Raw genomic sequence first — 14,349 nt, forward strand, 5'->3', positions numbered from 1 at the left:
CGATGCAATGCGGGCCGCAGGGAGACTTCGCGCATGACACGACGCCGCAGCCTGCTCGCCGCGCCGCTCGCGCTCGCCGCGCCGGCGCCGCTGCTCGCGCAGGAAGCCTTCCCCGACCGGCCGGTCCGCCTGGTCGTCCCCTTCACGCCGGGCGGCGCGGTGGACCTGACCGGGCGCGTCCTGGCGGAGATGCTGCCGCCGCTGCTCAACGGCCAGTCTATCGTGATCGAGAACCGCGGCGGCGCCGGCGGCAATATCGGCGGCGACGCCGTCGCGAAGGCGCCAAAGGACGGCTACACGCTGCTGCTCGGCACGGCGACGATCCTGGCGGCCAACAAGTTCCTCTTCCGCCGCTCCATGCCCTTCGACCCCATGACGGAGCTCGCCCCCGTCACCCGCGTCGCGACGGGCACAGTGCTGCTGGTGGTGAACGCGAACCGCCCCTGGCGGAGCTTCGCGGACCTGGTTGCCGCGGCGAAGGCGGCGCCGGGACGGATCTCGATGGGATCCTCCGGCAACGGCTCGATCAGCCACCTCACGCTCGCCGCGCTGAACCGCGCCGCGGGGATCGAGATCACGCATGTGCCCTATCGCGGCGGCGCGCAGGCCATCGCGGACCTGCTGTCCGGCCAGATTGACATGATGTTCGACGTCATCCCCGCGCTGATGCCGCATGTGCGGGAAGGCCGCGTGCGTCCTCTGGCCGTCGGCAGTGCACAGCGCGTGACCTTCGTGCCGGAACTGCGCGACGTGCCCGGCATGGCGGAGCTGCTGCCGGGCTCCGGCATCGACTCGCAATCCTGGTACGCCGTGATGGCGCCCGCCGGCACGCCGGCCGACCGTGTCGCGCGGCTGCACGGCGCGCTGCGGCAGGTCGCGCAATCCGACGCCTTCCGCGCGCGGATGGAGCCGCTGGGCTTCGCGCCGGTCTCGGACGAAAGCCCGGCCTCCTTTGCCGACTATTTCCGGGCACAGGAACAGGTCTGGCGCGCCCTGGTGGAGGCCTCCGGCGCGACGCTGGACTGAGCTTCCTGCCCGCTGGCGGCGCAGTCCGCCGCCCGCCTGCCTGCCGACGCGGCATGTCGCGGCCGCTCGCGCCGCCGCGAGGCCGTTGCCTTCTTGCCAACGACGTCAAGGCAGCTTGTCAGCGGCCCATATTCCCGAGTAGGTAGGTCGCCAATTGTTCAATGAACGGGTCGTCGCATGAACCTCGCCGACCATCGGCCGGACACGGCTCACCTCGCGCGGTTCCGCGCGCTCTGCGGCGACCGTCGCTGGACGGCGCGCCTGGCGGAGATCGCGCGCCGTGCCTCCGCAGCCTCGCTGGCCGGCCGCGCCGCGCAGCAGCGCCACGCTCTGGAACTCGCGCTGGCCCGCCTCGCGACGCCCGACGCGCTGGCCAAGGCCACGCCGGCCGAGCGTCGCGTGCTGTCCTATGCCGGCGAGGCCGTCGCCCTGGCGGGAACGCTCCCCGCCGGCCCCCGCAAGCGCCTGCGCGAGCGCATCGAGGCCGGCCTCTCCGGCGAGGCAACCCTCGTTCCCCTCTTCCACCTGCTGCGCACCGCCGCGCTGCATCGCGCCCGCGGCTTCGAGGTCGCCTTCACCGGCCTCGCGGAGGAGACTCCCTGGGACCTCACCATCACGCGCGAGGGCGATACCGCCGAGGTCGTCTGCGAGACCGTCTCGGCCGAGGAAGGCCGCCGCGTCCATCGCGGCGACTGGTGCGCGCTGGTGGACCGCATCAACCCCGAGCTGCAGACCTGGCTTGCCGCCCATCCCGGCCGCTACCTCCTCAAGATGACCCTTCCGGAAGGCATGGTCCGTGACGACCAGGTCGCCGGCCTGCATCGCCGCATCTCCACCCTGCTGGCCGAGCAACGGCGCCAGGATGCCGGTGCCGACGCCGTGCTGAAGCTCGACCCGCTTGTGCTGGCCGGCGCGCAGGCCGCGACGCGGCTGACCGGCCAGCTCCGCGCCCAGTTCGGGGAGGAAGCGCATCTCGCCGTCACCGCTTCGCCCGACAGCGGATCGGTCTTCGTGATGGCCGCCCGCGCGGGGCAGGAGAACGCGATCGCCGAGGCGCTCTGCCGCCGCATGGCGGACGCCGCCGCGAACCGCCTGTCCGGCACGGCGCCTGGCATCCTCGCGGTCTTCCTCGACGACATCGACCGCACGGAATGGCGGTCGCTCCGGGAGCGCATGGAGATCGAGGGCGCGACGCGCCGGTGGATGACCGAGGCCTCGGCCCGCCGCGTCGTCGCGGTGTCCTGCACGAGCCGGATGGAGCTGCTCGGCCTGGCGCCGCCCGACGCGGCGCCGGAAGGCGAGCTGCGCTTCCGCAACCCCGGCCATGCCGCGGCGAAGTCGCCGGCGCTGGCGCCCGCCATACTCTCCTCGAATTGACCCCGCGCGTGGCACGAAACCGCCACGACTTCCTTACGTTTCCACCGCGTAGATACCGGAGCAGCCGCCCCGCCTGGGAGGCTGCCCGGCCCTCCAAGCGGGACCTGCCATGACCGAGCGCGACATCGAGGCCAAGCTGGCAGAACTCGACCGCCTGCTGAACGACCCCGAAGTGCAGATGGATCCACACAAGGTCTGGTCGCTGCTGGCCGAGGTCAGCGGCCGCCTGGCGCCGACCTTGCCCACGCTGACCGGGGCGCCGAAGCTCAAGGCGACCTGACACCATGCCGTGACGCTTCGCCTTGCCGCTTGAGCGGCTGGCGCGGCAGGCCGAGACTCGCGCGCCGGAGGAAGCGCGCATGTCCCACGCCACGGCCCCAAAAGCGGCCAGTCACCAGTCGCGCAAGGCCGCGGCGAGCGGATGGATCGGATCGGCGCTCGAGTACTACGACTTCTTCATCTACGCGACGGCGGCGTCGCTGATCTTCCCGCAGATCTTCTTCCCCTCCTCGAACCCGACGGTCGCAATCGTCGCCTCGCTGGCGACCTATGGCGTCGGCTATGTCGCGCGACCCGTAGGCGCCTTCGTGCTCGGCCATTGGGGCGACACGCATGGGCGCAAGAATGTCCTGCTGCTCTGCATGTTCCTGATGGGCATATCGACCATGGCGGTCGGGCTGCTGCCGACCTATGACCAGGTCGGGATCCTCGCGCCGATCCTGCTGGTCGTGCTGCGCCTCATCCAGGGCTTCGCCGTCGCCGGCGAGATCTCCGGTGCGAGTTCGATGATCCTCGAGCACGCGCCCTTCGGCGAGCGCGGCTACTTCGCGAGCTTCACGCTGCAGGGCGTGCAGGCCGGGCAGATCCTGGCCGCCGCGGTGTTCCTGCCGCTCGCGCACTACATGCCGCACGACGCCTTCATGAGCTGGGGCTGGCGCATCCCCTTCCTGCTCAGCGTCGTCGTCATCGTCGCGGGCTGGATCATCCGCCGCGAGGTCGAGGAGACGCCCGCCTTCGCCGAGGAAGGCGCGCAGGGCGCCATCGCACGCTCCCCCATCGCCGAGGCCTTCCGGCTTTCCTGGGACGACATGCTGCGCGTGGTCTGCATGGCGCTGATGAACGTCATCCCCGTCGTGACCTCGATCTTCGGCGCAGCCTATGCGGTGCAGGCGGCATACGGCGTCGGCTTCCACGCCGACGTCTATCTCTGGATCCCGATCCTCGGGAATATACTGGCCGTGCTGGTGATCCCCTTCGTCGGCAAGCTGTCCGACCGGATCGGGCGTCGCCCGCCGATCATCGTCGGCGCGCTGGCTTCGGGACTGCTGTCCTTCTTCTATCTCTACGCCATCAGCACGCACAACGTCGCTCTCGCGATCGGCGTCTCGCTGCTGATGTGGGGCGTGGTCTACCAGGGCTACAACGCGGTCTTCCCGAGCTTCTACCCCGAGCTCTTCCCGACCCGCAGCCGCGTCTCGGCCATGGCGATCGCGCAGAATGTCGGCACGACCATCACCGCGCTGCTGCCCGCGCTGTTTGCCGCGGTCGCGCCGCCGGGCTCGGCGAACATCCCGCTGACCATCGGCGCGCTGACCTTCGGCATCACGGCCGTCGCTGCCATCGCCGCCTTCACCGCGCGCGAGACATACCGCATCCCGCTGCGCGACCTCGGCCGCCGCGACGCCGTGCCGGCCGACAACGACAACCAGCCCGGCGAGGCGCGCGGCGCCAGGCCGGCGTGACCGCGATCTACGCTTTGCCCGTCATCCGCGCGAAGACCTGCCGGTCGCGGTTGTCCTGCATCAGCATGCCGAGGCTCGGCACCTTCTCGAAGCCGAGCCCGCGCGGGAAGCCGCCTTCGGGATCGGCCTCGACCTCGGCATAGGCGGCGCCGGCCACCTTCTCCCACTTGCCCGCGGGCTTCCTGACCTCGAGGTTGGCGACCGTCGCCTTCAGCACGAGCCGCACGATCGCCTCCTTCGGCGCCGAGGGCTTCGTCAGGCTGGGGTGACCACCGATCATCTGCCATCCCTGGGACAGCGCCCAGGCGGTCAGGGCATCCTGGTCCATGCGGCGTCTCCCGTTATGGGTGAAGCGTAACGCATCGCGGGGGTCACAGATACTTGCCCCGCTCCAGGATCTCGAGCGTGTACTCCTTGTAGGTCATCCCGAGTTCCTCGGCCCGCTTGAGCCGGCTGAGCGCGATCTCCCGCGGTGGCGTCTTCCAGGCGCGCTTGTGCGCCCGCTTCCAGAGAAAGAGCCGCCCGCCCGCGGGGTCGTCATCCTCTTCCAGCGGCGGACCGCCATTGTGGCCGATGCCCGGGGTCATCGCGGCCAATGCATGAAGGATCGGCAATAACTCGGCATGCTCATTGCAAGGCTCCCGGACGGGCGCCGCAAGCCGCATGCCGCGACCGCTTGGCGCCAAGCACGGGGCCTCGACATGCCGATCTCACGTCGCGCGCTGCTCGCCACAGCCCCCGCCAGCCTCCTCGCCGCGCCTGCGATCGCCCAGGCGCTGACGCCGATCCGCTTCACCCTGGACTGGCGCTTCCAGGGCATCCACGCCTGGTACTACCTGGCGCGCGAACGCGGCTGGTTCCGCGACGCCGGGCTCGACGTCACCATCGACCAGGGCGACGGCTCGGCCAACACCATCACGCGCATCATGGGCAATGCCTATGACGCGGGCTTCGGCGACATGAATGCGATCATACAGCAGGCAGCCGGCCGGCCAGGCGAGCAGCCCGTGATGGTCTACCAGATCTACAACAAGGCGCCCTTCGCGCTGCTGGTGAAGAACTCGACCGGCATCCGCAGCATCGCCGACCTCCAGGGCAGGCGGATCGGCGGATCGGCGGCTCGCCGGGCTCGCCCGCGCTGCGCCTCATCCCGATCTTCGCGCGGCTGAACAACCTCAACCTCGCGCAGAACGAGGTGATGAACATCGCGCCGGCCATGCAGGAGCCGATGCTCATCCGCAACCAGTTCGAGATCGGCGCCGTCTTCACCGTGACCGCCTACATCAACCTCCTCGCGCTCAACGAGAATCCGGACCGCGACTACCGCTTCTTCCTCTTCGCCGACCATGGGATCGACATCTACTCCAACGGCGTGATGGTCTCCCAGCGGCTGGTGCGAGACCGGCCGCAGCAGGTCCGCGGCCTGGTCGGCGCGATCAACCGCGCCATGATGGAATGCCTGCGCACGCCGCAGGCCGGCGTGCAGGCGATGCAGCGGGTGGACCCGACCTTCAATCTCGACCTCGAGGCGCGGCGGATCGATTTCGCCCACCGCACGATCATCTCGACCGAGGAAAGCCAGCGCCTCGGCGCCGGCGACCTCGAGGACAACAGGCTGACGCGCGCCATCGCGCAGGTCGCGGAGGTCTTCCAGCTCTCGCGCAGCCCGGCGCCGTCCGAGGTGTTCAGCCGCGACTTCCTCCCGCCGCCGAATGAGCGGGCGCTCGCCGCCCTGCGAAGCTGAAGCGCCGCGCTTCCGTGCTATGCTCCGCGGCGCCACCGCGGAGGAGGCACCGATGCGCGCGACGGGACTGATCCTGCTGGCGCTGCTGCTGGCGAACCCGGCGCTGGCGCAGCCCGCGGCGAGGCTCGCCGCAGCCTTCGGCGGCGTCACCTTGCTCGCGCCGGCGGAGGGCCGCTTCGCGCCGGCCGCGTCCGGCAGCGCCCTTGTGCCGGGCAGCACGCTGCGCACCGGCGCCGGAGCGCGCGCGGTCCTGGTCCTTGGCGGCGCGCTGCTCGCGCTGGAGGAGGAGAGCGAGGTCGCGATCCTGCCACCCGACGGCCCGCCAGGCGGTCCCCCGCTGGCGCTCGCGCGCGGGACGATGGCGGCGCTGCTGCGCGGGGCCGGCCCGCTGGCCGCGGCGACGCCCCGCGGCATCGCGGAATTCGACGGCCCGGGCCGGTTCCTGCTGGAAGCCGGCGATGCCGGCCAGCCCACGCGCCTGGTGGTGGTCGCCGGCAAGGCGCGGCTGGCGACCGAGGCCGGGACGCTGCCGCTCGAGCCCGGCCAGGCCGGCTTCGTGCCGCCGCAGGGCCTGGCGCGGATGGCGCCGGCCGAGGGCGTGCCGGCGTTGCTGGCCTGGGTCGCCGGCGAGACGCCGCGCCAGGCCACGGCGCCGCCCCAGACGGCGATCCCCCTGCCCGCGCCCGCCCCCGTGCCGCCCCCCGCCCCGCCGACGGTCGTGGTGATCGAGGAAACGGTGCCCTACTCCTATGCCTACCCTGTCCTGGGCGGTTGGGCGGGGCGGCCGGTGCGACCGCACCTGCCACCGGTGCCGCCGGCCCGGCCGGCGCCGCCACCGGCCCATCCTTCGCAGGGCCCGCACTTCCCGCCGGCACTGATGACGGTGTTGCCGTCGCGGGGCGGTGGCGGCGGGATCACCGGGCGCTGAGGACGGCCGCCGACCACTGCAAGAACACGTCGCAGTTCCTTGTATTTCAACGAACACAGCGACATCAGGCAAGCTGGGCTGGCTGACTGGACCGTTGCAACGGCAGGTGGTCGTGACGCGGTGGTGCGGCACACGGCCTGCACGCGAATCCACCAGAGGACACAACCCGATAAATCAAGAAAATTGTGGACAATCACGGTTACGTGTGTTGAATCGCCCCCAGCAGTTGGATCGGGGGATCAGACATGCTGGCCAAGCGCTTGATGCCGCTTTTGCTTCTCGCCGGCGTATCGGCGGCACAGGCCCAGGAATCGCTTGCGGTCCGGTTGCAGTCGGTCGAAGGCAGCGTCCATTCGCGCGTGTCGCAGATCTGGATCGCCGCGGAGCCAGGCTCGACACTGGCAGCCGGAAGCGCGGTGCGGACCGGCGCGGATGGACGCGCGACCGCGACCCTCCCCGGCGCCGCCCTCGCCCTGGACCCCGGCAGCAACCTCGACCTCATCAGCGCCGAGGGAGCGACCCGGATGATCCTCGGTCGCGGGACCATGGCCGTGATCCTGGACGAGGCCGGGGCCATGATGCAGGTCGCCACCATTCGTGGCGTGGCGGAGATCGTGCAGCCCGGACGTTACCTCATCGAGGCCGGCGACATGGCGCACCCGGTGCGCCTGTCGGTGTTCGAGGGTGGCGCGCGGATGGTGACCGCCTCCGCCGCGATGCCGGCCCAGCCGGGCCAGGTCGCCTGGGTCGCCGTCGACGAGCAGGTCCGGATGGGCCGTGCGGCTGCCACCTCGCTACTGGTCGAGCGCCTTCTCGCGCCGCCCGCCGCGCCGCCGGCCCTGCTGGCCGCCGCGCCGCCGGCCTTGCCCGGACCGGACGTCCAGGCTCCCGCGCCGGTCGTGCAGATTGCCGAAGCCGCGCCAAGCCCGGGGCCGGCCGCACCGGCGCCCGTCGCCGAAATCCCCGCGGCGGCCGCGGCAGACGCGGCGGTGGCGACCGCGGTCGGCCGCACCGAGACGTCCACGGCGCGCTCCGGCGCGCGCGTGGCTTCTGCCGCGCCGGCGCGGGATCGCCGTGCCCCGCAACAGACCAGCCGCCAGGCGAACCGCCAAGCTGCCGCGCGCCCGCAGCGCGCGCCGAATCGTCCGGCCGTGACCGCCGCGCCGCCGCACCGGACCGCCGCCGCGCCGACCAATCGCCGGCCGTCCTGACCTGGCGTCGCCCCGCGGGGCGGCGCGTCAGACCTTGTGGCTCTCGAGCGTCGAGGCGTGGAACAGCGCCTCGGGCGCGAGGACGCGGTCCGACAGCCCCTGCGCATGGTGGTGGCGCAGGAAATACTCGAAGACGTGGCGGTTCGGCGCCAAGCCGTAGCTGAAGAAATCCTCGCCCATCAGCTGCCGGGCGCGGCGCAGGCTCTCCTCGACGAAGGGCAGCGTGACCTTGGTGGCGGAGGTGTCGGTCAGGCGATCGAGCGCGATCGCCTTCGACCTCTCGAAGGCCTTCATGACCGCCATCGCGAGCCAGGGATGCTGTTCCACCAGGCTCTTGCGGATGCCGAGGACGTGCATCACGGGGAAGATGCGGGTCTTGCGGAACCAGGCCTGCGCCTCCGCCGTCGGATCGTCGAAGAGCCAGCGTATCGCGGGATCGCCGCGCTCGAAGCAGGAGGGCGCGCGCGGGCCCATAACGCCGTCGAGCTCGCCCGCGGCCAGCATGCCGGAGATGGTCCTGCCCTCCGGCGCGTTCTCGACGCGCACGCCATCCGGCAGGGTGACCGGCAGCTTCTCGATCCGGCCCGGCGTCTCGTAGCCGCCGCGGACCCAGATGATGTCGCGCTGCTGGACGCCGTATTCCTCCTCGAGGATCGCGCGCGCCCAGACATTCGCGGTGAGCTGGTACTCCGGCATGCCGATCCGCTTGCCCCGCAGATCCGCCGGCGTGCGGATGCCGCGGTCGTCGCGCACCACGATGCAGGTGTGGCGGAAGGCGCGCGAGGGGAAGACGGGGATCGCGACATAGGGGCTGTCGCCGCGCGCGACGCGCAGCGCGTAGGAAGAGAGCGAGAGTTCGCAGATGTCGAAGGCCTCGTGCCGCATGGCGCGGAAAAAGATCTCCTCCGGCTCCAGCAGCATGAAGTGCGGGTCCACCGCGTCCATCCGCACCTCGCCGCGGACGAGCGGCATCATGCGGTCATAGGGGCCGATGGCGATGGAGAGGGAGAGGTCCGACATGCCTACTCCGCGGCCTGCGCGGGCGGCGCGCCGACGAAGAGGCTCCGCTCCAGCTCCGTCGTCCCCAGCGTCCGCCAGTCGAACGTCTTCGGCACCACGCCCTCGAAGCTCGCGATATCCTTCAGCGGCACGCGCCGCTCCCCGCGGCCGAGCGTGCCCGCACCCTCCGCATGCGCCTTCGCCGCCTCGATCATCAGGCGGCGCCACTGCACGATTGCGACGTCGGACGCGCCGAGCCGCTCGCCGGTGCGGTCGGCGATCTTCCCCATGCTCTCCCACATCGCCATGTCCTGCGCGGGGATGCCCCTGATGCCGGTGAAGTTGCCGGCCTTCATCAGCGCGCGGTCCTGCAGGTAGTCGTTGTCGCGCGTCCGCAGCCGCCGCCAGCCGCGCCCGGGATCCACGTCGACGCCGGGCACCAGCGCGAGGAACTTCCGCCAGGTCTCCGTGGACGGCACGTCCGGCCCGTCGCCCCAGGCGATGAAGTGGAACATGCAGGCGGTGTCGTCGATCGGGATCGTGACCTGCGCGACGTTGTAGCTGGCATTGGGCGGGATCAGGCTGATCAGCGGCGCGACGAAAGTCGTGATGCGGATGTAGTCATGCGTCGCGGCGTTCTGGATCGGACGGCGGATCGCGGCATAGCGGAAGCCGTAGCTCGTCAGCTGCGCCTGCAGCCGCGGCGCCTTGTCGGTGGAAGGCCGCGTCCAGGTCTTGGCATTCGCACTCGCCCGCCCGACGCGGGCCGGCACCATGTCGGACGAATGCAGCGACGAGGAATGCGCGCTGTCGATCTGGCCTTCCACGACCTGCGCCCAGTTGCACTCCACCCGCGCGGTGCCGATCGAGACGCGCGTCTGCGGCGTCGGCGCGAAGGGTGGCGGCTCGAAGTCCGGCATCGCGGTGCGGTCGCCCATCCAGGCCCAGACGAAGCCGCCGGCCTCGGCGGTGGGATAAGCGGGGTGGCGGAACCTGGCCGCCGCGCAGGCCTCGGGCGGCTCGGACGGCATCTCCAGGACGTTGCCGTCCGCGTCCACCTTCCAGCCGTGATAGAGGCAGCGCAGCCCGCCTTCCTCATTGCGGCCGTAAACCAGGCTCGCCTTGCGATGCGGGCAGAATTCGCCGACCAGGCCGACGCGGCCCTCGGCGTCGCGGTAGGCCACGAGGTCCTCGCCCAGGATGCGCACGCGCACCGGCTTGCCCTCGGGCTCCTCCACTTCCTCCGACAGGCACACGGGGAGCCAATGCGCGCGCATGAAGCGGCCCATCGGCGCGTCGCCCTCGACGCGGCAGAGCAGCTCGTTCTCGGCCTGGGTGAGCATGGACGGGGATCCTCCCGGCGCTTGCGGGGAAATACTTAGGAGCCTAAGTATGCCGCCGCCCAATGGCTTGGCAAGGGTTCGGGAGGCGTCTTGGCCGAGGACATCTTCACGCCGCTGCGCGTCGCGCGTGCCGCGCGCATCGCGACCGACATCCACCGCTTCGACCTCGTCTCGCCGGACGGCGCGGCGCTGCCGGAGTTCACCGGCGGCGCGCACCTCAAGGTCAGGACGCCGAACGGCCTGGTGCGGCGCTACTCCCTCTGCTCGGACCCGCTGGATACCGGCGCTTACTCCATCGCCGTGAAGCGCGAAGCCGGCGGCGCCGGGGGATCGGTGGCGCTCTGCGACACCGTGAAGGAAGGCGATACCCTGCCCTGCACCGAGCCGCGCAACGACTTCGCGCTGAAGGGCAGCCCGGTCTCGCGCGTCTTCATCGCCGGCGGCATCGGCATCACGCCCATCATGGCGATGATCGCCGAGATCGAGGGCATGGGCGGGGCGCCCTGGAAGCTCTGGTACCTCACGCAGTCGCCCGGCCACACGGCGTTCCGCGAGGAGCTGCGCGCCTTCGGATCGAAGGTCGTGATCCACCATGACGGCGGCGATCCCGACCAGGCCTTCGACCTCTGGCCCGTGCTGGAGCAGCCGAAGGGCCGCCATGTGCATTGCTGCGGGCCGCGCGGGCTGATGCAGGCGGTGCGCGACATGACGGGGCACTGGCCGGGCTCGGCCGTTCATTTCGAGGATTTCGGCTCGGCCGCGAAGCCGCGGGCCGAAGACGCGGCGTTCCGCGTCAGGCTCGCCCGGTCCGGCGAGATCCTGGAGGTGCCGGCCGGCACCACCATCCTGGACGCGCTGCGCGCAGCCGGCCACGCCATCGCCTCCTCCTGCGAGACCGGCACCTGCGGCACCTGCCGCACCCCGCTCGTTTCGGGAGTCGCGGAGCATCGCGATCTCGTGCTGATGGAGCACGAGAAGGCAGGCTTCATCATGCCCTGCGTGTCCCGCGCCGCCGCGGGATGTGGGGAACTGGTGCTCGATCCATGACGCGTCGCCTCCGTCTCGGCGTGGCCGGCCTCGGCCGCGGCTTCATGCTGATGCTGCCGACGCTCGCGCATCATCCGCGCGTCGAGCTCGTCGCCTGCGCCGATCCCAGGCCAGAGGCGCGCAAGCAATTCCTCAACGACTTCCCGGGCAGCCGCGCCTACGACAGCGTCGAGGCGCTCTGCGACGACCCCGAGGCCGAGGCGATCTATCTCGCCACGCCGCAGCAGTTCCATGCCGCGCAGGCGATCCTTGCCGCGCGCGCGGCAAGGCACGTCATGGTCGAGAAGCCGATGGCCGTCACGCTCGCGGAATGCGAGGCGATGATCGAGGCCGCGCGGCGCGCCGGGACGGTGCTGATGGTCGGCCACAGCCACGGCCAGGACGGGCCAGTGCGGCATGCACGGCGGCTGATCGCGCGCGGCCTGTTCGGCGCGCCGCGGCTGATCCATGCGCTCAACTTCACCGACTTCCTCTGGCGCCCGCGCCGGCCGGAGGAGTTCGACCCCGCTCTCGGCGGCGGCGTCGTGCACATCCAGGCGACGCACCAGCTCGACGTGATCCGCGTGCTCGGCGGCGGGCTGCTGGCCGCCATCCGCGGGCAGGCCTTCGCGCTGGATGCGGCGCGGCCGACGCCTGGCGCCTACACCGCGGTCGCCACCTTCGCCGACGGCGCGGCCGCGACCGCCACCTATTCCGGCCATGGCCGCTACGATTCCGACGCGCTGATGGACTGGATCGGCGAAACCGGACAGAACAAGCCGCCGTCCTGGCCGGGTGCGGCGCGCGGCCGGCTTGCCAGCATGACGCCGGCCGAGGAGATCGCGGCGCGCGTCGCGCGCGGCTACGGCGGCGCCGGCCAGCCGCCCGGCCTGCCGCGCGCCGAGCCACCGGACCATCACCATCACTTCGGCTTCGTGCTCATCCAGTGCGAGCACGCGGATCTCCGCCTGACGCCGGACGGCGTCGAGATCCACGACGACACCGGGCTGCGGCTGGAACGCACCCCGCTGCCGGCCGTGCCGCGTGGCGAGGTACTGGACGAGCTCTGCGACGCCGCGCTGCAGGGCGTCCCGCCGCGCCATGACGGGGCCTGGGCGATGGCCACGCTCGAGGCCTGCCTCGCCCTGCTGGAATCCACGCGCAGCGGGCGCGAGGTCGCGCTGCACCACCAGGCCGGGTTCAGGGACTGACCGATGCCGACCCTCCGCATCGAGGCGCGCCGCGATGCCGCCACCGGGCTCTTCTACCTCGCGATCCACATGCCGGCCGAGGCCGAGCAGCCCTATGTCACGACGGCGCCGCGCTACGCCTCGGCCGCTGCGGCGGAGCAGGATTTCGTCGCGACGGTCGCCGCGGCGGCGAACCGGCCACGGCAGTCGATGACCGAAGGGGGCAGCGGCGGCACGCCGCAAGCACCGGAGGTCTGAATCGGGTGCCCGGTCGCAGATGAGGCGCACGCCGCCGCTTCCGCTCGAGGAATCGCTCGGCTTCCAGGTCCGCGACCTGAACCGGCTGATGCAGCGCGCCCTGGCTGCGCGGCTCGCGCCGCATGGCGTCGCCCCCGGCGCCTGGTACTTCCTGCGCGTGCTGTGGGAGGAGGACGGGCTGACCCAGCGCGAGCTCGCCGCGCGGATCGGCATGCAGGAACCGACCGCGGTGATCGCGCTGCGCGGCATGGAGGAAGCGGGCTGGATCACCCGCACCCGCAGCGCGACCGACCGGCGCAAGGTCCATGTCAGCCTGACGCCGGCCGGCCGCGCGCTGCGCGAGACGCTGCTGCCGCAAGCCCGCGCGGTGATCGCCGAGGCCACGCGCGGCCTTGCGCCGGAGGACGCGGCGACGCTGATCGCCCTGCTGCGCCGCGCCCGCGCCGGGCTCGGCTGACGACGCCTCCGCCGCGCCTGTCCGGCGGTTCCGTGACGGATTGCAACAACCGCGTTCCGCGCCTTGTCGCCCGGCACGGCCGCGGGGAAGCTTGCCAGGGCGGATGACGACCGGCCAAGCCGGCGCGCCGCGCGGAGGGGAAGGACACCATGGATCATCCGCTGCTGCGGCCGCTGCCGGGCCGCGACTACATGCTCAGCATCACGCGCATCGTCGTCGGGCTCTGCTACCTCCAGCACGGGATGCAGAAGCACTTCCAGTTCCCGCCGACCACCGCGCGTCCGCCCGAGTTCCTCAGCCTGTACTGGTTCGCCGGCACGATCGAGATGACCTGCGGCATCCTGCTGGTGCTCGGGCTGCTCGCGCGCCCGGCCGCCTTCATCGCCGCCGGCGAGGTCGCCTGCGCCTTCTGGATCGCGCACTGGCCGCGCGGCATCTATCCCGCGGTGAATGGCGGCACGCTCGTGGTGGTGTACTGCTTCACCTTCCTGCTGCTGTTCTTCATGGGCCCGGGTCCGATCAGCCTCGACCGCCTGATCTTCGGACGGAAGGATGGGATGGATGCGCAACCGGCCGCGGCGGAGTGACCGGCATGGCGAAGCTCCTTGCCGATGCGCCGCTCGCCGGCGAGCGCATCATGCTCAGCCTGATGCGCATCGTGGTGGGGCTGCTCTACCTCCAGCACGGCACGTCCAAGCTGCTCGGCTTTCCCGTCAGCCGCGGCGGCATGCCGGAGCCATGGAGCCCACCCTGGTTCGCCGGCTGCATCGAGCTCACCGGCGGGATCCTGTTGGTGCTCGGCCTGCTGAGCCGGCCCGCCGCCTTCATCTGCGCCGGGCAGCTCGCGGTCATCTACTGGTTCTGGAACTTTCCGCGCGACGCCATGCCCTATGTCAATGGCGGCAGCGTGGTGATCGCCTACTGCTTCGTCTTCCTGATGGTCTTCTTCGCCGGGCCCGGGCCGATCAGCCTGGACGCCATGATCGTCCGCAAGGACCGCCAGGCACCGCAAGGCGCGATGGCGGCCGACACGGCGGATTGACGGCCG

At 71.5% G+C, this 14,349-nt stretch carries 18 protein-coding genes; 14 read left to right on the forward strand and 4 right to left on the reverse strand.

All coding sequences use genetic code 11. From position 1 onward, the window contains the following. Positions 1–33: 33 nt before the first annotated feature. From ACLF3M_RS06040 to ACLF3M_RS06055, 4 genes are all read left to right on the forward strand, one after another. Positions 34–1,026, forward strand: a complete 993-nt coding sequence (locus ACLF3M_RS06040; RefSeq protein WP_430655963.1) for a Bug family tripartite tricarboxylate transporter substrate binding protein — start codon at positions 34–36, stop codon at positions 1,024–1,026. A gap of 177 nt (positions 1,027–1,203) precedes the next feature. Further along, positions 1,204–2,403, forward strand: a complete 1,200-nt coding sequence (locus ACLF3M_RS06045) for a hypothetical protein (RefSeq protein WP_430655964.1) — start codon at positions 1,204–1,206, stop codon at positions 2,401–2,403. 109 nt (positions 2,404–2,512) lie between these two features. Further along, positions 2,513–2,683 carry a peptide chain release factor 1 gene (locus ACLF3M_RS06050; RefSeq protein WP_430655965.1) on the forward strand — a complete coding sequence of 57 codons (171 nt, stop codon included), beginning with the start codon at positions 2,513–2,515 and terminating at the stop codon, positions 2,681–2,683. Between the two features lie 79 nt (positions 2,684–2,762). After that, entirely contained in the window at positions 2,763–4,145 is a 1,383-nt protein-coding gene (locus ACLF3M_RS06055; RefSeq protein WP_430655966.1) for an MFS transporter, read from the forward strand. Positions 4,146–4,152: 7 nt separating this feature from the next. Here ACLF3M_RS06055 and ACLF3M_RS06060 read toward each other — a convergent pair whose 3' ends face one another. After that, positions 4,153–4,473, reverse strand: a complete 321-nt coding sequence (locus ACLF3M_RS06060) for a hypothetical protein (RefSeq protein ID WP_430655967.1) — start codon at positions 4,471–4,473, stop codon at positions 4,153–4,155. Between the two features lie 43 nt (positions 4,474–4,516). Further along, positions 4,517–4,732: a hypothetical protein gene (locus ACLF3M_RS06065; protein ID WP_430656149.1), complete on the reverse strand. Its 216-nt coding sequence runs from the start codon at positions 4,730–4,732 to the stop codon at positions 4,517–4,519. A gap of 114 nt (positions 4,733–4,846) precedes the next feature. On the opposite strand from ACLF3M_RS06065, the gene ACLF3M_RS06070 reads away from it, so the two are divergent. The 4 genes from ACLF3M_RS06070 to ACLF3M_RS06085 all read left to right on the forward strand — a co-directional run bounded on the left by ACLF3M_RS06070 (position 4,847) and on the right by ACLF3M_RS06085 (position 8,028). Continuing rightward, positions 4,847–5,314, forward strand: a complete 468-nt coding sequence (locus ACLF3M_RS06070; protein WP_430655968.1) for an ABC transporter substrate-binding protein — start codon at positions 4,847–4,849, stop codon at positions 5,312–5,314. Beyond that, complete coding sequence (locus ACLF3M_RS06075) at positions 5,311–5,889, forward strand: ABC transporter substrate-binding protein (protein WP_430656150.1); 579 nt, start codon at positions 5,311–5,313, stop codon at positions 5,887–5,889. The genes ACLF3M_RS06070 and ACLF3M_RS06075 overlap by 4 nt, the downstream gene beginning before the upstream one ends. Positions 5,890–5,941: 52 nt before the next feature. Then, positions 5,942–6,817, forward strand: coding sequence for a hypothetical protein (locus tag ACLF3M_RS06080; protein WP_430655969.1), 876 nt, complete (start codon positions 5,942–5,944; stop codon positions 6,815–6,817). A gap of 245 nt (positions 6,818–7,062) precedes the next feature. Then, positions 7,063–8,028: a hypothetical protein gene (locus ACLF3M_RS06085; RefSeq protein WP_430655970.1), complete on the forward strand. Its 966-nt coding sequence runs from the start codon at positions 7,063–7,065 to the stop codon at positions 8,026–8,028. Between the two features lie 27 nt (positions 8,029–8,055). On the opposite strand, the gene ACLF3M_RS06090 is transcribed toward ACLF3M_RS06085, so the two are convergent. Together ACLF3M_RS06090 and ACLF3M_RS06095 are read right to left on the reverse strand one after the other, a co-directional pair. Continuing rightward, on the reverse strand, positions 8,056–9,048 hold the full coding sequence (locus tag ACLF3M_RS06090) for a PhnD/SsuA/transferrin family substrate-binding protein (RefSeq protein WP_430655971.1): 993 nt from the start codon (positions 9,046–9,048) through the stop codon (positions 8,056–8,058). Between the two features lie 2 nt (positions 9,049–9,050). After that, complete coding sequence (locus ACLF3M_RS06095) at positions 9,051–10,370, reverse strand: Rieske 2Fe-2S domain-containing protein (RefSeq protein ID WP_430655972.1); 1,320 nt, start codon at positions 10,368–10,370, stop codon at positions 9,051–9,053. Between the two features lie 90 nt (positions 10,371–10,460). Here ACLF3M_RS06095 and ACLF3M_RS06100 point away from each other — a divergent pair, with 90 nt between their 5' ends. The 6 genes from ACLF3M_RS06100 (at position 10,461) to ACLF3M_RS06125 (ending at position 14,343) form a co-directional block, all read left to right on the forward strand. Next, a complete protein-coding gene (locus ACLF3M_RS06100; protein WP_430655973.1) occupies positions 10,461–11,417 on the forward strand; it encodes a PDR/VanB family oxidoreductase in 957 nt (318 codons plus the stop codon). Next, on the forward strand, positions 11,414–12,607 hold the full coding sequence (locus tag ACLF3M_RS06105) for a Gfo/Idh/MocA family protein (protein WP_430655974.1): 1,194 nt from the start codon (positions 11,414–11,416) through the stop codon (positions 12,605–12,607). The genes ACLF3M_RS06100 and ACLF3M_RS06105 overlap by 4 nt, the downstream gene beginning before the upstream one ends. Before the next feature lie 3 nt (positions 12,608–12,610). Further along, positions 12,611–12,844 (forward strand): hypothetical protein, encoded by a 234-nt coding sequence (locus ACLF3M_RS06110; protein WP_430655975.1) that lies wholly within the window; start codon positions 12,611–12,613, stop codon positions 12,842–12,844. Between the two features lie 19 nt (positions 12,845–12,863). Continuing rightward, positions 12,864–13,301, forward strand: coding sequence for a MarR family winged helix-turn-helix transcriptional regulator (locus ACLF3M_RS06115; RefSeq protein ID WP_430655976.1), 438 nt, complete (start codon positions 12,864–12,866; stop codon positions 13,299–13,301). Positions 13,302–13,450: 149 nt separating this feature from the next. Next, complete coding sequence (locus tag ACLF3M_RS06120) at positions 13,451–13,888, forward strand: DoxX family protein (RefSeq protein ID WP_430655977.1); 438 nt, start codon at positions 13,451–13,453, stop codon at positions 13,886–13,888. 5 nt (positions 13,889–13,893) lie between these two features. After that, complete coding sequence (locus tag ACLF3M_RS06125; RefSeq protein WP_430655979.1) at positions 13,894–14,343, forward strand: DoxX family protein; 450 nt, start codon at positions 13,894–13,896, stop codon at positions 14,341–14,343. Positions 14,344–14,349: the final 6 nt, after the last annotated feature.

Origin of the sequence: Falsiroseomonas sp. HW251 (assembly GCF_050563545.1) — a bacterium.
Classification (GTDB): domain Bacteria; phylum Pseudomonadota; class Alphaproteobacteria; order Acetobacterales; family Acetobacteraceae; genus Falsiroseomonas.